Origin of the sequence: Streptomyces avidinii (genome assembly GCF_045161815.1) — a bacterium.
In the GTDB taxonomy this organism is placed as follows: Bacteria; Actinomycetota; Actinomycetes; order Streptomycetales; family Streptomycetaceae; genus Streptomyces; species Streptomyces avidinii.
Genome location: NZ_CP108863.1, coordinates 192,954 through 209,894, shown reverse-complemented (window position 1 = coordinate 209,894; position 16,941 = coordinate 192,954). Strand labels below are relative to the sequence as shown.

The window sequence follows — 16,941 nt, the reverse complement described above, 5'->3', positions numbered from 1 at the left end:
ATGACACCCGCCACCCCGCAGCTCGCCACTCCGCAGTCCGCCGTCCCCGCGACCGCCCTGCCGGCACTGGTCGCGCGGCACGCCGAACTCACCCCCGACGCCCTCGCCGTCGTGGACGGCGACACCACCCTCACGTACGGCCGTCTCCTCCGGGCCGGCCGCGCCCTCGCGGCACACCTGCGCGAACACGAGGTGGCGCGCGGCGACCGGGTCGCGCTCCTGACGGCGCGATCCTCCCGCACGGTCGTGGCGCAGCTCGGGCTGTGGCTGGCCGGAGCCGTGTGCGTGCCGCTCGATCCCGCCCAGCCCCGCCCGCGCACCGAGGCGATGATCGCCGACGCGGAGGTGACGCTCACCGTCGGCGACGCGAAGCTGCTGGACGCGGCCACACTCCCCGGCCCCGTCCTCGCCCTGCCCGAGGAGCCGCTCACGAACGGTCAGCCGGTCGACGAGTCGGATCCGGACAGCCCGGCGTTCATCATGTTCACCTCCGGATCCACCGGCCGCCCCAAGGGCGTCCTCGTGCCGCACCGGGCCATTGCCGAGCTGGTCACCGCACCCGACTACGTCACCCTCACCGGCCGCGACCGCGTCCTGTTCCACTCGCCCATGACCTTCGACGCCTCGACGTTCGAAGTCTGGGGCGCGCTCGCCAACGGCGCCGCCGTCGTCGTCTGCACCGAGCAGCGGCCCTCCCTGGAGGACCTGGCCCGGCACGTCGAGCGGCACGGCGTGACGGTGGCGTTCTTCACCACGGCGCTCTTCCACCAGCTCGCCGCACGCCGCTCCCGCGTCTTCGCCCAGCTGCGCTCGGTCGTCGTGGGCGGCGAGGCGATGGCCGCCGCACAGGCCCGTGAAGTGCTCACCGCCTTCCCCTGGCTGGAGCTCGTCAACGGCTACGGGCCGACCGAGACGACCACCTTCGCAACCGCCCACCGGGTCACCGGGCAGGACTGCGAGGGGCCGATACCGATCGGCAGGCCCATCTCCGGGGCCACGGTGCACGTCCTTGACGCCGACGGCCACCCGGTGGCCGACGGCGACCGGGGCGAACTGTGGATCGGCGGCAGCAGGCTCGCCCACGGCTACACCGGCCTGCCCGCACTCACCGCCGAACGGTTCGTCGAGCATCCCGCCGCGGGCCGGCGGCTCTACCGTACGGGCGACATCGTCTCCCTCCGGCCCGACGGCACCCTCCAGTTCCACGGCCGCAACGACGACCAGGTGAAGGTCCGCGGCTTCCGCATCGAACCCGCCGAGGTCGAACACGCCCTCCGCGAGCAGCCGGACGTGGACGACGCCGCCGTCACGGTCGACGGCGCAGGCACCCCCGAGGCGCGCCTCGTCGCGTTCGTCGTGGCCGCGCCCGGCCCCGTACCTCACGGCGCTGCGCTGCGCGAGCGGCTCACCGCCGTCCTGCCCGCCCACCTGGTTCCCGACGCGGTCACCGTGCTGGAGCGGCTTCCCCTCACCCCGGCCGGCAAGGTCGACCGGCGCGCGCTCACCGCACGCGCGGTCGCCGCCGAGAACCGGCCCACCGACGAGCCGGCGGCACGGATGACACCGCTGGAACAGGCCGTTGCCGACGTGTGGAGCCAGGCACTGGGCAACGAGGTCACCCGCGCCGACGACGAGTTCCTCCTCCTCGGCGGCCATTCCCTCCTGGCCCTCGCCGTCACCGACGACCTGCGCGAGGAACTCGGCGTAGAACTCTCCCTCGCCGAATTCTTCGCCGCCCCGACCGTTGCCGCGCAGGCCGCGCTGGTCGAACGCGCCCTCCTGGCCGCCCACGCAGACCTCCACCCCGAGACCCCGGAGTACAGCGATGTCCACTGACGCCGACTCCGCCGCCCGCAACAGCCGCCGGCAACTCCAGCAGGAGCTGCTGCGCCGGGCCCGTGCCGGAACCGTCCGCCGCGCGACGGCCGAGCCCACCGCCGGCGAGCGCGCCGGTCAGGCCGGCCACGCACCGCAGGACACCGACCGGTCCGGTACCACCGCTCCGTCCGGTGCCACGGCCCCGTCCGGTACCGCCGCCACCCAGGCCGAGAGCGCCGGAAGCGTCCCCCTCTCCCGCGCTCAGCGCCGCATGTGGCTGATGGAGCGGCTCGGCGGCGCGGGCGATTCCTACCACGTACCGTTCGCCACCCGCGTGCGCGGTCCGTTCGATGTGGCCGCGTTCGCCACCGCCCTCACCCGGCTCGTGGCCCGGCACGCCATCCTCCGCACCCGCTACACGGAGCGCGGGGGCGAGCCCTGCCAGGAGGTGCTCCCGACGCCGCGGACCGTCCCCGTACACGTCGTCGACACCGGCGCGACGCAAGCACCGGAGCTGCTGCGGCGCGAGACGGCCCGGCCGTTCGACCTGGCGGCCGGCGACGCCGTACGGGCGCTCGTCCTGCGCCACGGGCCGCAGGACCACACCCTGCTGCTGACGTTCCACCACATCGCCATGGACGGCGCCTCACTGGAGACGGTGGCCACCGAACTCGCCGTTCTCTACACGGCGGCCACCGACGGAACGAGCCCGCACCCCCTCGCCGCAGCGCCGCAGTACGCCGACCACGCGCGCCGCGAGCACGACGACCTGCCCGGCTTCGAAGCGGAACTGAACCGCTGGAGCGACCTGCTGGCCGACGCCGCCCCACCGCGCCTGCCCGCGCCGACGGCGCCGCTCACATCCGTGCGTCCCGGGGCCGCGCGCAGCGCACCCCTCGCCCCCACCGTGCCCGAAGCACTGCGGGCACTGGGTGCACAGCGGCAGGCCACGCTCTTCGCGGTGTCGCTCACCGCGGCGTTCGCCGCACTGCACCGCCTCACCGGCGACGACGACCTCGTCATCGGCGTGGCGGGCACCCACCGCAGCGGAACCGCCATGCGCGGCCTGGTCGGCCTGTGCGTCAACACCCTTCCCGTACGGGTGGACGTCTCCGGCGACCCGTCCTTCGCCCAACTGCTGCGACGCGTGAGCGACGCGCTCCTCGAAGCCCAGAGCCACCGGCACATCCCCTTCGACCTGGTCCTCGAACGCCTCGGCGCCGGGGCACGCGGCGCCGACGGCACCGCACTGGTCCGCGTCACCTCCGACGTCCTCGGCGAACCGACGGTGCTGCGGCTGCCGGGTACGTCGGCCGAGTACGTCGACGTCCCCTCCGACGGCGCGAAGTTCACCCTGTCCTACGGCCTGGTACCGGGAGACGCCGCACAGCCCCGGGCGATCGTCCAGTACGACCCGAACACGCTGGACGACACCGTGGCGGAGGCGGCCGTACGGGACTACGCGGCCCTGCTCCACGCGGTCGCGGCCGACCCGGAACTCGCCCTGAGCAAGCTGCCCCTCCCCGGCCCGAACGACGGCCCCGACCCCGGGGACGGTGCCCGGCCGGAAGGCGACCGCCACCCGGCCGCGCAGGCCCTGCGCGCCCACCCGAGCGTCGCCGAGGCCACGGTGGTCCAGCCCGCGCAGGGGCCGTCCGTGGCCTATGCCGTGCTGCACGACAGCATCGGCCCGTCCGGTCACGAACTGCTGGGCCTGCTGCGCCGGTCGCTCGCGCCCGAGGTCCTGCCCGCCACGGTCACCCTGCTCGACGCTCTCCCGCGCACGGCAACCGGGCCGCTCGACCACGCCCGGCTGCCCGGGCCCTCGACGCCGAACGCCCCGTCCGGCCCCCGGGCCGAAGCGGTCAAGGCGACCTTCACCGCCGTGCTCGATGTGATCCCGTCCCCGGACGACGACTTCTTCGCCCTCGGCGGCCACTCCCTGAAAGCCGTGCAGCTCGCCGAACGGCTGCGTACCGACCTCGGGCTGCCGCTCACGGGCCTCGATGTGCTCCAGGCCCGTACTCCCCGGGCGCTGACCGCGCTCCTCGACGAACGGGCGGCACGGCAGAGCGCCGCCAAGGCCGTGAGCAAGCCGGCCCCCCGCTCCCGGGACATCCGCCCGGGCACGGTGCTGGTCACCGGCGCGACCGGCGGCGTGGGCGCGTTCGTCGTGCGGGAACTCGCCGCCCGGGGCCGCCCCGTGCTGGCGCTGGCCCGTCCCGAGTCCGCCCATCTGATCGCCACCGAGGGCGTCGACGTCATCGAGGGCGACCTCTCCGACCTCGCCGGGCTGCGGGACGCCGTCGCACAGGCGGACGCGGTCGTCCACGCCGCCTGCACCTTCACCCGGCACGACGTGGACCTGGCGGCGATGGAGACGATGGTCGACGCCTGGCGGCGCGGACCCTTCGTCTTCGTCAGCAGCGTCGATGCCTACGGGCACCCCGCCACCGACCGGGTCGCCGAGGAGTCGCCGCCCCACGAGCCCGTCAGCCCGTACGGGAGGGCCAAGCTCGACTGCGAGGCCATGGTGCTGCGCGCCGCGGGGACCGAGGGACGCGGGGGCGCGAGCGCAGTGCGGTCACCGATCGTCTGGGGCGCGCACGACCGGTTGCGCGAACAGCTGCGCTGGGGCGCCATCGGCACGCTCTACCAGTCCGCCCGCCAGGGCCGACCGATCGACCTGCCGCGCCCCGGTACCGGCGGACACGCCTGGTACGGAGCCGCCTGGGTGCACGCGGCCGCCTTGGCCCGTGCGGTCGCCGAGTGCCTGGACCGGCCCGTGCACGGAGTCGCCAACGCGTGTAGCGGCCACGTGTCCTGGCGCGACCTGGCACAGGACCTCACGGAACTGCTCGGCACCGGCGCGGACTTCCGTACGACCGAAGCGGTTCCCCGGGACCTCGATCACCGCTGGCACTACGACAGCGCCCGCCTGGCCCGTCCTCTCCGCGCCCTCACGGGAGAGGACCGGCGGACCGTGCTGGCAGAGATGATCGGCGCCGTACCACCCGACAACGACTGACACGCCGCCTGCGCCCGGAACCCCGCGGGAGGCTCCGGGCGCAGCCGCCCGCACCGCCCCCACCGCCCGACGAGGGGGCAGTCTGCCGGTGGGCACCCCCGGCCGCTGCCTGCCGCGGCCGGTCGCTTCCGCCGACTACCTCACCGGCAGGAGCGGCAGAGGGGTGAGCCGGCCGGGCGGCGGGAGAGACGGGAGCACGGGCGTCGGAAGGGTCAGCGGCGGGGGCGACACCTCGGGCCGGACGTACCCCGTGGTGGGCGGTGGGTAGAAAGGTGGCGGATCGGTGCGGGGCGGGGAGATGACCGTGTGGACGAACGCACTCGCCGCCAGGACCAGGACCATCCCGATCAGTGTCGTCTTGACCTGGAACCGCAGGAAGGCCCTGTCGCGCCGAGGCGGTTCCATGGACACCGTGGTGCCGTCCCCGTCGGGGATCGTGCCCCCGACCGGGCGCATGGCGTTCTGCAAGGCCTCGACCAGCTCGGGGAGGTCCCGCAGAAGACCCGCTGCGGGCTGATGCGTGCTCGAGGTCGGCCGGTGGGCGTCGTCCGGGTCGCCGTCGGGGCACAGGGCCGCCAGGCGGATCTCCAGAGGCGGGTGACTGCCGAGCCCGTCCTCCGGGACGAGGTTCGGTGCCGGGGCCTCCATGCCGTCGGCGAAGGGCCGACCGACCGGATGGGCGAGTCGGTCCGCGAAGTCCCGGAACACACCGTCGGGCAGCATCAGTCCGGCCAGTGGTCCGACGCCGCCCTCCCCGGCCGCCGGCGCCGACGGTCCCTCCGGCCGGGCCCGGTTCGCGGTGAACTCGTCCCAGAACGGTGCCAGGACGTGCACGGTCCGTAGGGCCTGCGCGAAGGCGTGTGCCCCGGTGATCCGGGCCGCCGCGGCGTCCGCTTCGAGTTCCTGAGTGCGCCGTACGGCCAGGGTCTGGCGCAGATACATACCGTTGTACGCCTTGGTGAGCTTCAGGAGCAGCCGCACCGGCGGTTTGACGCTGGTCCGGTCCGTCTCCAGGAATTGCAGGTAGCGGACGGTGCGTTCCAGCGCGACGCTGCCGCGATGGCTGACGGCAGCCAGCCGCGTGTGCCGGCCCGCGTAGTGCCCCAGTTCGTGGCACACGACGGCGCGCAGCTCGTCCCCGGTGAGGCCGAGAAGCAGGGGCAGCCCCAGGTCCAGCGTGCGGGGACCCCCGATCAGCCCCAGAAGCCTGCCGCGCTCGCCGGCGTAGGCGTTGACGGTGTCGGCCAGGCGGATCGTCGAGGGTGGGGCGGTACCCAGCTCATCGGCGAGTCGCACGGTCAGAGCCCACAGTTCGGGCTGCTGTTGCGGGGTCAGCACGATCCGGGGGCCTTCGGCCGTGCCCGCGGACGTACCGGCGAGCAGGCCGTAGGCCAGAGTGGACACGGGGAGCACGGTGAGGGAGCCCAGCAGGGCGATCTGCCAGGTTTCCGCGCTCAGGACGGCGATGACCAGGAGGAGTTGGGTGGCCAGGACGGCGACGGCGAGCAGATGGACCCCGGCCAGCAGGGCGCAGCCGAGCAGGGCACGCGACGTGATCGCCGCCGGCTTCACCCCTGTCACGTGCGCCCCGTGCCATGGCCCCGGCGTCCGGCAAGATCCGCCCGGGCCTGCCGCTGTGCCTGTTCGTCCTCCTCGAACGCCGAGCAGAGCCAGGAGTCGGTGGCGTTCAGGGCCGCGGCGAGCCGGTCTCCGGGCGCGGGGCCACCGGTTCCCACCAGCGGCACCTCACCCAGAGGATTGGCGTCCGGGTCGAGACCGAGCATGCGCCGGAGGTTGGCGCGTCCCTTGCGGAGGTTCCCTCGTGCCGTGGAGGGCGCGATGTTCAGGTCATCGGCGATCTCCTCGTGGGTCATGGCGTAGAGGCTGTACATGACCAGCACCATCCGCTGGCGCGGCGGCAGCGCGGCCATTGCGGTCAGCACCCGTCGGGCCTGCGCCGTCTCGTCCGGCAGCGCCTGGCGGGGCAGGGACACGTCCAGCGTCGCGCGCTTGGCCTTCAGGCGCAGCCGCAGTACGCGCCACAGTTTTCTCCGCATCACCAGATTCACCCACGCGTTCGGCTGCTCGTAGCCGTTGATCCGGTCCCAGTTCTCCAGCGCGGCGAGGAAGGCGTCCTGGACGGCGTCCTCCGCGTCCTGACGGTTGCCGCACAGCATCACCGCCCGTGCCAGCAGGGCCGGACGATGAGCCGTGAAGAATGCGTCGAAGTCGGCCGGAGCACGTCCGCCCTCCGATGCCTCGGTGCCACCCTCCCGCGCGGGCTCATGCGCACCGGCCTCCCGCGCGGGCTCATGTGCACCGGCCCGGACACTGCCCGTCCCACCACTCATCGCGCCTCCCCTTCTTGCCCTTCATGGCCGTCTCGGCCGGGCGACGGGGCCAAGCCGTCACCCCGCACGATCAGGACGCCCCCGTCCGAGCGGCGGTCCTCCACCTGGACACCGTGACCCGCCAGGCGCAGCGCTTCGAGCACCAGTCGGCCCCGTTCACGTTCACGGGCCAACTCCCGGCGCCAGGCCACCACCTGGACGGCGATTCTCACCGTAGCGGCCAGTGCCGCAAACACCACTGATTCCCACATATCCGACCACGTCCCCTGCCGACCACGTAACGTCGGCAGATGCGCTGCCGACTGAAACACTGCTGAACACCCGTGGCAGGGCTGCGCGTTTACCCGTCGACCGAAAAACTTTCGGAACCCGGCGGCCGACGACGCAGACCGGTGGGCCCGTACCGCGGCCCCTGTCGGCCGTCGAACGGGTCATGCCGAGCAGGAGCACGGCGGGGCGAAGGCGGGGCTCTTCAAGAGCGGCTCGCGTGTCGCACCGTGTCGCGGAGCCGGCCGGCCGGATCCCGGGTGGCCTGGCCCTCTCCGATGGCGCGCCCCTCGCGTGCGGGAAAACGGTGGACGTGGTGAACGACGACACGGCCGGCCGGAGCCCCGGCTCTCGGCCTCGCACAGCGGAAGGGGAGTGGCGATGACGGACTGGAACGGCCAGGAGCTGGAAATCGCCGCGGCCGAGGAGCCCCGCGGCCGACAGTGTCCTCGACCCCGGGGAGAGAAAAGGGGCCCGGCCCTCCCGAGTGGTCTCGGGAGGGCCGGGCCCGTGTCATGTGAGGCCGATCGCCGCCGTTCTCACCAAGGGCTCCGCACCCTGACGCCGAGGGCCCGGACGCGGTCCTGGGCCTGCGGGTCGAGCTTCAGCAGCAGGTCCTCGCCGACGACTCCGTCGCGCCGCCAGATGGTGCAGAGGGTCTCCAGACCCGCTTCGGCGACCTCCGGCTCCGCGTCGGCCGAGGTCTGTACCAGGGCTTCGACGACCGGCCTGCCCTGCAGTCCCGCGACCGCGCGTGCCATCCGGGCCCGCTGCTCCGCGGGGACGGCCGGGTCGGCGAGCGAGCGCAGCACGTCCGCCGTGTCGCGGGCGTCCTGGCAGGGCAGCACCCACACCAGGTACACGAGCTGCGCGCCGAGCACGATCAGGTACTGCAGTGGCACGAGCAGGGCCACGGGCAGCAGCAGGACCAGGGGCAGCACGATCAGCCAGCCGCCCCGGATCCGCGAGGGACCGCCGGTCGGCGGCTCGAACCGCCGACCGGCCAGCAGGACGAGTACGAACATGGTCACGACCGTCAGGAGCGGCACCACGATCAGCCCCGCTCCCAGCCCCGCGCCGAACGACGCCCAGAAGGGATCGTCGCCCAGAACGGGCAGCACCAGGGCCGCGGCCACCCAGCCGAGAGCGGCGGTCATGACGTAGCGCTGTAGGCAGACCCGCAGCCATCTTCCCGTGCTCATGACAGCTTCCTCATCTCAGCAGCTCTTCGTGCAGGTGCCATTAACCCACGTCCGGTCGTCACGGTCCTTGTATTGATCCGAAATGCTTTGGGCTCGGGCTCGTTGGCTGTGTGCGAGTGATCTGGTGGGGGATGCGCGGACGTGGTCGCCGGACACGCAAGGGGCTGTGCGTTTGCCGGCGGTGTCCGCGCCGGTGGAGGGGCGGGACCGGGCGGAGGTCGCGGCCTCGGTGAACTGATCTTCAAGCTGTACCGGATCCGGTTCACCGAACCTGGAGTGGGCAAGTACCTCAGGCAGTGGGGCCTGACCTTCCGGCGGCCGGACCAGCGGGCTGTCGAACAGGACCCGGAGGCCGTTCGCGTCTGGTCCGAGGAGACCTGGCCGGCGATCCGGGCCAGGGCGAAGGCGGAAGGCGCCGAAGTCCTCTTCGGCGACCAGGTCGGGATCCGCTCGGACCAGGTCACCGGCCGCACCTGGGCGAGCGGGGGCGGACGCCGGTCGTCCGCCGCACCGGGAACCGGTTCTCCGTGAACGCGATGTCCGCGATCAGCACGAAGGGCGGGATGCGTTTCATGGTCTTCACCGAGTCCTTCGACGCGAAGGTCATGTGTCGCTTCCCGGACGGGCTCGTCGGGCCGTTCGGCCGCAAGGCGCGCCTGAACGTCGACCGGCACTCGGCCCACCGCTCGAAGGCAGTTCGGGCCTGGCTCGCCGACCACGAGGACCAGGTCGAACTGCACTTCCTGCCGTCGCACTCACCCGAGCTGAAACCGGACGAGCTGGTCAACACCGACCTCAAAGGCAGCCTGCCCCACACCCACCGGGCCAGAAACCAGACCGAGCTCGCGCCACCGAAACCCGCAGGTTCTTCCACCGCCGACAACGCCAACCCCACATCGTACGCGGATACTTCGGCGGCCGGCACGTCCGCCACGTCACCGCCGAGTGAACCCGATGGTGCTCGGGGATCTGATGACCTCGGAGGTAATCGCGCTGCCGAGCCACCCACGGCTACGTTCTGGTCGTCGCTCAAACCCCCGGAACGAAGGGAGCCCTGTGGTGTCCGCCTATGGTTTCGCTCATCTCCGCAGTCGCCGGAATCACTCCGACATCCTCGAATACCTGGAGCGTATCCAGGCGACCCTGGACCCTTTCGCCGGTCGGTTCGTGATCCATGGTCCGCCGGTCGAAGTCGTAGAGGGTGCGTGGCCCGGCAGCATGGTGTTGATCGAGTTTCCCGGCCTGGCCGAAGCTCGTGCTTGGTACGACTCTCCCGCTTACCGGGCCATCCTGAGTTTGCGTACAGACCACGTGGAGGGTGATTTGCTGCTGATCGAGGGCGTCGGTCCGAATTACGACCCGGCCGAGCGAGCCCGCACGTTGCGAACGGAAGCCGGCCGAGCGGGTCAGTCGACCGCGTAGTCCTGGAGCCGGCTGCTGCGGTGGGGAGGCCTGGTCTGGCTCCGGGGGGTCTTCTTCCGTATGGGCGGTACTCGCGGGCCGGTGTCCGTCGCTGTCCCCGGCCCCCGTCCCGTCGCGGGGTCCTTGCCTTCGTCCCGTGGTCCTTTGTTCCGGGCTTTGGTTTGGGCGTGTGGGGGTTGGGTGGACTGTTCGGGTGGTTCCGTGGTCGGTGGGGTGTGGATGGCGTGCGCTTTCCGGTTTACCGGGTGTGGGGTGGTTTCCGCATGGTGTTGTTGCCGCTCACCGATGAGGGTGGCGCCCCCTCCGGGAAAGGATTGCGACTGTGTCGGTTGTGCTCTCCGAGGAGCTGAGGAAGGTCATTGACGACACTCCGGTTTTCGCGTCGGTTGCGACGATCCAGCCTGATGGGAGTCCGCAGGTGTCGGTGACGTGGTTGGGGCGTGATGGCGATGATCTGTTGGTGTCGACGACGGTGGGGCGTCGTAAGGAGCGGAATCTGCGGCGTGATCCTCGTGTCACTGTGCTGGTGAATCCGGGTGACGCTCCGTATACGTATGCGGAGATCCGTGGGACGGCGCGGTTGACGACGGAGGGTGGGCAGGAGTTGATCGACACGTTGTCGCGGAAGTACACGGGCAGGGAGTACGCCGATTTCAATCCGGCGTCGGCCGAGGACAGCGAACGTGTCGTCGTGCGTATCACCCCCCGCAAGGTCGTCGGTTCCCTGTGACCGGAACCCCCGCCGCCCGCTGATACTGCCGCCGTTCCGGGTGTCTGGTTGTGGTGTTCGGTGAGTTCCCGGGGCGGGTCTCTTGGTCGGGGACCGGAGGGCTTTGGAGCGGTCGGGGTTTGCGGTGGGACCGCGTCGAGGGGTTACCGGTTGCGGGCCCTGCGCCGTTGCCGGCCGCTGGCACTGCCCCGCCTGTTCCGCCTGTTTCGGCCGCTTGGCTGTGGTGCTCGGGCGGGCCGCTCCCTAGAGCCTGCCTCTTGGAAGTGCGGTGCGCATGGTGCTGCATGCCGGATCGAAGTGCTGTGGCAGTGGCGCTCGCCCCGCAGCGGCTGATCGGGCGGGTCATGGGCCTCGACGAGGCGGCAGCGCTGCTGCCTGACTTCGACCGGGCCTCCCGCGCCGGGGATGACGATGATCGATCCGCTCCACGGCTGAATCCACCGTGGACGCGGCCGGGGCGGAGGGCGTGGCGTCGGGATTTGTACGGGTTGTCGGGTGATGATGGCGGAGTGCGACTTGACCATGTGTCCTATGCGGTGGCCCGCGACAGCTTCGTCTCGACCGTCCAGTGGATCGGATCGGCCCTCGGCGCCGGGTTCGTCGACGGGGGCGTGCACCCGCGATTCGGCACCCGCAATTTTATTCTCCCCCTGAGCGGCGGCACCTACGTCGAGGTCGTCACCACACTCGACCACCCCGCCGCCGACCGCGCACCCTTCGGCCAGGCGGTCGCGCGCCGCGCCGCCGAGGGCGGCGGCTGGCTCGGTTGGGTGGTCTCCGTCGACGACATCGCCCCGGTCGAGGCCCGCCTCGGCCGCACCTCGGCCGAGGGCCACCGTGTCCGCCCCGACGGGTTCGACCTGAGGTGGAAGCAGATCGGCGTGCTGGAACTGCTGGAGGACCCGCAACTGCCCTACTTCCTTCAGTGGTCGGTCCCCATTGAGGAGCGCCCGAGCGCCGACCCGCGCACCTCCACCACCATCCACGGGGTCTCCATCGCAGGCGACGCCGCCTCCATCGCCGAATTCCTCGGGGAGCCGGCCGACCACCCCCTCGACCAGATCGACGTCACCTGGGTCGAGGATGAGGAACCGGGCCTGGTCTCGGTCGAGTTCGCCACCGCCCACGGCCCGGTCACGATCTGACCAGGGCCCGACTGCCTCGCGGGAGCAGCCGGCTGGTGTCTCCTGGCTGAGGGCTCGCAGAGAATCAAGGTGTTGCTTCCCACGGTTCAACTCGTTGGTGTGGTATGCGCATATCTGGCGAGGTCCGTGATCAACTCGGCCTGAAGTTCGCAGTGTTGTTCCCACATCTGGACGAGCGGCAGCGCCGTCTGCTGATGGGGGCTGAGGCCCGGATCCTGGGACACGGCGGGATCCGGGCGGTCGCCCAGGCGGCCCAAGTCAGCGAGACCACAGTCCGCAAGGGCGTGGACGAGTTGGAGGACGGGGCGGAACCGCTGGGCCGGGTCCGCCGCCCAGGTGGCGGGCGCAAGCGGGCGGCCGAGGTGGATCCAGAACTGCGGCCTGCGCTGTTGGCGCTGGTCGAGCCCGGCATGCGCGGGGATCCGATGTCGCCGCTGCGCTGGACGACGAAGTCCACCCGCAGGCTCGCCGACGAGCTCACCAGGCAGGGCCACCGTGTCTCGGCGGATACCGTCGCCGACCTTCTGCGGGAGGAGGGATTCAGCCTCCAGGCCAACGCCAAGACCCTCGAGGGCGCCCAGCATCCCGACCGGGATGCACAGTTCCACTGCATCAACGACCGGGCCAAGGAACACATGGGCGCCGGCGACCCGGTGATCAGCGTGGACACCAAGAAGAAGGAACTGGTCGGCCCCTACAAGAACAGGGGCCGTGAGTGGGAGCCGAAGGGAGCTCCCGCCCAGGTCAAGACCCATGACTTCCTGGACCGGCAGGGACCCGGCAAGGCGATCCCGTACGGGATCGGGCCTTGACCCCGGATGTTGAACACGTCTATGCGGCTTGGGCCAGGGTAGTTGCTGTTGGTCGGAGGTCGTTTTCGTAGGCGATCGGGGACCGCTGGCCGAGGCGGGAGTGCCTGCGTCGGGTGTTGTATCGGGTCAGCCAGCGGAACGCGTCGAGCCTGGCCTCGCGCTCGCTCGACCAGGCCTTCCGGCCTTTGAGCGTCTCCCTCTTGAAGGCGGCGTTGAAGCTTTCCGCAGCGGCATTGTCCGCGCTGGAGCCGACCGCGCCCATGCTCTGCCTGACCCCTGCTGACCTGCAGATTTCAGCGAAGGCCCTGCTCGTGTATTGCGATCCGTGGTCGGTGTGCATCACCGCTCCGGCCAGGCTCCCGCGGGTCCGTTCGGCGGCCGCCAGGGCATCGGTGACGAGCTCGGTTCGCATGTGATCTGCGATCGCCCACCCGGCCAGACGGCGTGAGGCGAGGTCGATGACGGTCGCGAGATAGAGCGGCTTCGAACCGCTGACCGGCAGATACGTGATGTCGCCGACGTACTTCGTATTCACCTCGGATGCGGTGAAGTCACGGCCGATCAGATCCGGCGCCTTCGCCGCGGCCTGATCCGCGAGCGTGGTGCGCTGCCGACGGCGCAGACGGACCCCCTCGAGCCCGAGGTTCCGCATGATCCTCGCGACGCGCTTGTGGTTGACCGCCGGGCCGCCTTCGTCACGGAGTTCGGCGGTGATTCTGGGGGCTCCGTAGGTGCCGTCGGAGTCTTGGTGGGCCTTGCATATCCGGGCTGCGAGCCCGGCCTCGGCGGTCTGCCGAGCGATCCGCGCGGCCGCGGTGCGGCGCCAGTAGTAGAAACTCGAGCGGGAGAGGCCGAGGATGTCGCAGAGCCGCTTCACGCCGTGACGGCGCTGGTGATCTTCAACGAACTGGCAGCGGTTCACCAGCGCGTCTCCGTCGCGAAATACCGGGCTGCCTTGCGGAGGATGTCGCGCTCTTCCTCGAGCTCGCGGATCCTCTTTCGGGCTGCGGCGAGCTCCGCCTGAACGTCGTCACCGCCATCCCGGGCAGCGGCCGGCGCTGAGGAGTGGGCGCCCGGGCGGCGCCCGTCGGCAGCCCGAATCCAGTTCCGCAGTGTCTCGGTGTTCACCCCGAGATCGGCGGCGACGGACTTGATCGTCGCCCCGGGCCTCGACCGGTACAGCGCGACCGCGTCCGCCTTGAACTCGGCGGGGTAGTGCTTCATCCCCACGGGGACTCCGTTCTCCTGGACCATCAAGATCCAAGTGTCTCCGGTGTCCAAAACCCGGGGTCAAGGCCCTACCTCGATGCAGGAGCGACGTGTCTCGTACTCGGCGGCGTGGTCGAGCAACAGAGCGAGCGGAAGCAACTGGCCGATGCCATGGGTGTTGATCTCACGGTGTGTTGGCTGCGGGCTGAACTGCCAGTCATTCACCGGCGCCTGACCCGGCGCCACGATGGCGCGCCCGAAGCACTGCAATGGCATCTCGACCGGTCGGTTGAACTCGACGGAATCCTCAGCCGGGCCGCAGTCGACGACTTCACCATCGCTTCGACCACAGACTCCGTCCCCGACGTTGCCGCATCCGTGATCAGAGCAGCCGACTGGTTGCGACCACCGGGCTGCTGGGCCTCCCGCAGAGTTCCCCCGGCTGCGAGGGCGGACGCGCTCCGTATTTTCGCGTCAGTACCCGTGGTTGCTCGACGGCCGGTAGCTCCCACACGGCAGTAGGTTCCGTCATTTCCGTCTTGGGTACGGGCTGGGGTTGCTGCCCCTAACACCGTCCGGGGCCTCACCACTTGCTTCCCCAACTGTCCCGGATGCGGGTGGGTGGGATGACGGCGGGTGTGTCTGCCGGGGCTTGGGGTCTGCTGGTGCTGCTGCTGTCCCAGCTGTTTGCTGAGTGCGTCCTGGCCGCTGTCTGGTCGTGGTCGCTTGTGGTTGTGGTTGCTTGTGGTCGCTTGTGGGGTGGGTGGTGTTAGCGGGTGGTCCAGCCGCCGTCGATGGTGAGGGTGGTGCCGATGATGTAGGAGGCGTGGTTGCTGGAGAGCCAGGCGGCGGCTTCGGCGATTTCGGTGGGGTGGGCCATGCGGGGGAGGGGTGCGGAGGCGAGGAGGGTTTGTTCGATGGTGGGGTTTTCGGTGAGCCAGTTGTTGATCATTTCGGTGCGGGTGGTGCCGGGGGCGATGGCGTTGACGCGGATGTTTTGGTGGGCGTATTCGTTGGCGGCGGCTTTGGTGAGGCCGATGACGGCGTGTTTGGAGGCGATGTAGGTGGCGGTGACGGGGGTCGCGACGAGGCCTGCGGTGCTGCTGTTGTTGACGATGGTGCCTTCGCCATGGGTGAGCATGGCGCGGATTTCGTGGCGCATGGCGTTCCAGATGCCGCGGACGTTGGTGTCCATGACGGTGTCGTAGGCGTCTTCGTCGAGGAGGTGCATGGGTTTGGGGGTGGCGCCGGTGCCTGCGTTGTTGAAGGCGGTGTCGAGGTGGCCGTAGGTGGTGATGGCTTTCTGGACGGCGTGGGCGATTTGTTCGGTCCGGGTGACGTCGGCGACGACGTATTGGGCGTGGTGGCCTTGTGTGCGTAATTCGTCGGTGAGGTCGGCGAGTTGTTTTTCGCGGCGGGCGACGAGGGTGACTGCGGCGCCTTCGCGGCAGAAGACGCGGGCGGCGGCTGCTCCGATGCCGGAGCTTGCGCCGGTGATGAGTGCGGATCTGCCTGCGAGGAGTGTGTTGTGTGTTCCGGCGGTCATCGCGTGACGGTAACACGGTGGAATGGGGTGTGTGATGAACAGTGGTTGTGGTGCTGGGGTGTTGGTGACCGGGGCGGCGGGGTTCGTGGGTTCTGCGGTGGTGGAGTGTCTGGTGGGGCGGGGGGTGGGGGTGAGGGCGTTGGTGCATCGGGCGGGGGTGCGGGTGGGGGTGGAGGAGGTGTGGGGGGATCTGGCGGTGGCGGGTTCGTTGAGGGGGTGTGTGAGGGGGTGGGGACGGTGTTGCATCTGGCGTCGCGGATCACGGGGTCGGAGCAGGAGTTGCGGGCGGTGAATGTGGAGGGGACGCGGGCTCTGCTGGCGGAGGCGCGGCGGGCGGGGGTGGGGCGGGTGGTGCAGTTGGGTACGGCGGCGGTGTACGGGGCGGGGGTGCGTCGGGGGGTGGTGGAGGGTGAGCTCGTGGAGCGGCCGGGGTCGGTGACGAGTGCGACGCGTCTTGAGGGGGAGCGGCTGGTGCTGGCGGCCGGGGGGACGGTGTTGCGGCCGCATCTGGTGTTCGGGCGGGGTGATCGGTGGGTGGTGCCGGGGTTGGTGGAGTTGTTGGGCCGGTTGCCGTACTGGGTGGAGGGTGGGCGTGCCCGTGTCTCGCTGGTTTCGGTGGATGCGCTGGCGGGGGCGTTGGCGGAGCTGGCGGTGCGGCGGGAGGTGATGGGCGGGGTGCTGCACGCGGGGCATCCGGAGCCGGTGTCGGTGCGGGAGCTGGTGGAGGCGGTGGCCGGGGGGCTGGGTCTGCCGTTGCCGGTGGGGGAGGTGGATCTGGCGGGGGCGTTGGAGTTGCTGGGTGGTGGTGGGGGGATCGATGCGGTGCTGGCGCGGCGGGTGGGGCTGCTGGCGGTGGATCACTGGTACGACAGCGGGCGGTTGTGGGCGGGGCTGGAGGCTTCGCCCGGGCCGCGGTTCGCCGAGGCGTTCGGTGCCTGTGTCTCCTGGTACCGGGACACCGTTGTGGCGTGAACGCCGGCCGGCGGGGCGGGAGGTGTCCGCCGGGCCGGCCACCGGGGCCGGCCACCGGGGCCCGGGCGCCTTCACCTGTTCTGTGCCCGTCGCTGGTGCCGGGCTGTGGTCCTGTCGTGTGTGAACACCTTCTGTTTCCGGGGGAGTTTCCCGGCTTGTCGCCGGGGCCCGATGCCTCCACTCCCGACCCGGCAGGGGGTCCTGTGCCGTGGCGGGCGCGTTGCTGTTCGGTGCCCGTCTCCTGCGGTACCGGCCGGGCTCCGGCGCGAAGCCCGGCCGGTACCGGGGGAGTTGTCCGGCCTCACACCCGGCCCCCACCCGGCCCCCACCACCCGGCCCCTGCACCCGGGTCCTTGCACCCGGGCCCTGCACCCGGGTCCTTGCACCCGGGCCCTGCACCTGGTCCCGCAGCTGGGCCGGTGCCCGGGCCGGCATGCGG

General features: G+C 71.1%; 13 protein-coding genes and 2 pseudogenes. 10 read left to right on the top strand and 5 right to left on the bottom strand.

Annotated features, from left to right (window positions below):
* Together OG373_RS01010 and OG373_RS01005 are read left to right on the top strand one after the other, a co-directional pair.
* Complete coding sequence (locus tag OG373_RS01010; protein WP_405435206.1) at nucleotides 1-1,836, top strand: amino acid adenylation domain-containing protein; 1,836 nt, start codon at nucleotides 1-3, stop codon at nucleotides 1,834-1,836.
* Nucleotides 1,826-4,846 carry a condensation domain-containing protein gene (locus tag OG373_RS01005; protein ID WP_405435205.1) on the top strand — a complete coding sequence of 1,007 codons (3,021 nt, stop codon included), beginning with the start codon at nucleotides 1,826-1,828 and terminating at the stop codon, nucleotides 4,844-4,846. The genes OG373_RS01010 and OG373_RS01005 overlap by 11 nt, the downstream gene beginning before the upstream one ends.
* A 135-nt stretch (nucleotides 4,847-4,981) precedes the next feature.
* Here OG373_RS01005 and OG373_RS01000 read toward each other — a convergent pair whose 3' ends face one another.
* The 3 genes from OG373_RS01000 to OG373_RS00990 form a co-directional block, all read right to left on the bottom strand.
* Complete coding sequence (locus OG373_RS01000) at nucleotides 4,982-6,427, bottom strand: M48 family metallopeptidase (protein ID WP_405435204.1); 1,446 nt, start codon at nucleotides 6,425-6,427, stop codon at nucleotides 4,982-4,984.
* Nucleotides 6,424-7,197 carry an RNA polymerase sigma factor gene (locus tag OG373_RS00995; RefSeq protein WP_405435203.1) on the bottom strand — a complete coding sequence of 258 codons (774 nt, stop codon included), beginning with the start codon at nucleotides 7,195-7,197 and terminating at the stop codon, nucleotides 6,424-6,426. The genes OG373_RS01000 and OG373_RS00995 overlap by 4 nt, the downstream gene beginning before the upstream one ends.
* An 806-nt stretch (nucleotides 7,198-8,003) precedes the next feature.
* Nucleotides 8,004-8,666, bottom strand: a complete 663-nt coding sequence (locus tag OG373_RS00990; RefSeq protein ID WP_405435202.1) for a hypothetical protein — start codon at nucleotides 8,664-8,666, stop codon at nucleotides 8,004-8,006.
* Nucleotides 8,667-8,942: 276 nt separating this feature from the next.
* Between OG373_RS00990 and OG373_RS00985 the strand changes: the two genes are divergently transcribed.
* The 6 genes and pseudogenes from OG373_RS00985 to OG373_RS00960 form a co-directional block, all read left to right on the top strand.
* Nucleotides 8,943-9,197 (top strand): winged helix-turn-helix domain-containing protein, encoded by a 255-nt coding sequence (locus OG373_RS00985; RefSeq protein ID WP_405435201.1) that lies wholly within the window; start codon nucleotides 8,943-8,945, stop codon nucleotides 9,195-9,197.
* Nucleotides 9,194-9,451: pseudogene (locus tag OG373_RS00980) on the top strand (transposase); the annotation flags it as partial. The gene OG373_RS00985 and the pseudogene OG373_RS00980, both read left to right, overlap by 4 nt.
* A gap of 274 nt (nucleotides 9,452-9,725) precedes the next feature.
* Nucleotides 9,726-10,088 carry a DUF1330 domain-containing protein gene (locus tag OG373_RS00975; protein WP_405435200.1) on the top strand — a complete coding sequence of 121 codons (363 nt, stop codon included), beginning with the start codon at nucleotides 9,726-9,728 and terminating at the stop codon, nucleotides 10,086-10,088.
* A gap of 322 nt (nucleotides 10,089-10,410) precedes the next feature.
* Nucleotides 10,411-10,818, top strand: coding sequence for a PPOX class F420-dependent oxidoreductase (locus OG373_RS00970; RefSeq protein ID WP_405435199.1), 408 nt, complete (start codon nucleotides 10,411-10,413; stop codon nucleotides 10,816-10,818).
* A 509-nt stretch (nucleotides 10,819-11,327) separates the two neighbouring features.
* A complete protein-coding gene (locus tag OG373_RS00965; RefSeq protein WP_405435198.1) occupies nucleotides 11,328-11,963 on the top strand; it encodes a VOC family protein in 636 nt (211 codons plus the stop codon).
* A gap of 104 nt (nucleotides 11,964-12,067) precedes the next feature.
* Nucleotides 12,068-12,766 (top strand): annotated as a pseudogene (locus tag OG373_RS00960) (ISAzo13 family transposase); the annotation flags it as partial.
* 28 nt (nucleotides 12,767-12,794) lie between these two features.
* Here OG373_RS00960 and OG373_RS00955 read toward each other — a convergent pair.
* Nucleotides 12,795-14,005 (bottom strand): IS3 family transposase gene (locus OG373_RS00955; RefSeq protein ID WP_405435054.1). Its coding sequence is split into 2 segments (ribosomal slippage): nucleotides 12,795-13,714 and nucleotides 13,714-14,005, totalling 1,212 coding nucleotides; the frame shifts between segments, so codons are not numbered across the junction.
* A 748-nt stretch (nucleotides 14,006-14,753) separates the two neighbouring features.
* Entirely contained in the window at nucleotides 14,754-15,530 is a 777-nt protein-coding gene (locus OG373_RS00950; RefSeq protein ID WP_405435197.1) for an SDR family NAD(P)-dependent oxidoreductase, read from the bottom strand.
* A gap of 22 nt (nucleotides 15,531-15,552) precedes the next feature.
* On the opposite strand from OG373_RS00950, the gene OG373_RS00945 reads away from it, so the two are divergent.
* Nucleotides 15,553-15,822 carry an NAD-dependent epimerase/dehydratase family protein gene (locus OG373_RS00945; RefSeq protein WP_405435196.1) on the top strand — a complete coding sequence of 90 codons (270 nt, stop codon included), beginning with the start codon at nucleotides 15,553-15,555 and terminating at the stop codon, nucleotides 15,820-15,822.
* Nucleotides 15,768-16,502, top strand: a complete 735-nt coding sequence (locus OG373_RS00940; protein WP_405435195.1) for an NAD-dependent epimerase/dehydratase family protein — start codon at nucleotides 15,768-15,770, stop codon at nucleotides 16,500-16,502. Before OG373_RS00945 ends, OG373_RS00940 begins: the two co-directional genes overlap by 55 nt.
* Nucleotides 16,503-16,941 lie beyond the last annotated feature (439 nt).

Excerpts from the sequence above, each read along its gene's own strand:
- OG373_RS00995 (WP_405435203.1), bottom strand. The coding sequence starts at position 7,197 with ATGAGTGGTGGGACGGGCAGTGTCCGGGCCGGTGCACATGAGCCCGCG.
- OG373_RS01010 (WP_405435206.1), top strand. The coding sequence starts at position 1 with ATGACACCCGCCACCCCGCAGCTCGCCACTCCGCAGTCCGCCGTCCCC.
- OG373_RS00990 (WP_405435202.1), bottom strand. The coding sequence starts at position 8,666 with ATGAGCACGGGAAGATGGCTGCGGGTCTGCCTACAGCGCTACGTCATG.
- OG373_RS00950 (WP_405435197.1), bottom strand. The coding sequence starts at position 15,530 with ATGACCGCCGGAACACACAACACACTCCTCGCAGGCAGATCCGCACTC.
- OG373_RS00945 (WP_405435196.1), top strand. The coding sequence starts at position 15,553 with ATGGGGTGTGTGATGAACAGTGGTTGTGGTGCTGGGGTGTTGGTGACC.
- OG373_RS01005 (WP_405435205.1), top strand. The coding sequence starts at position 1,826 with ATGTCCACTGACGCCGACTCCGCCGCCCGCAACAGCCGCCGGCAACTC.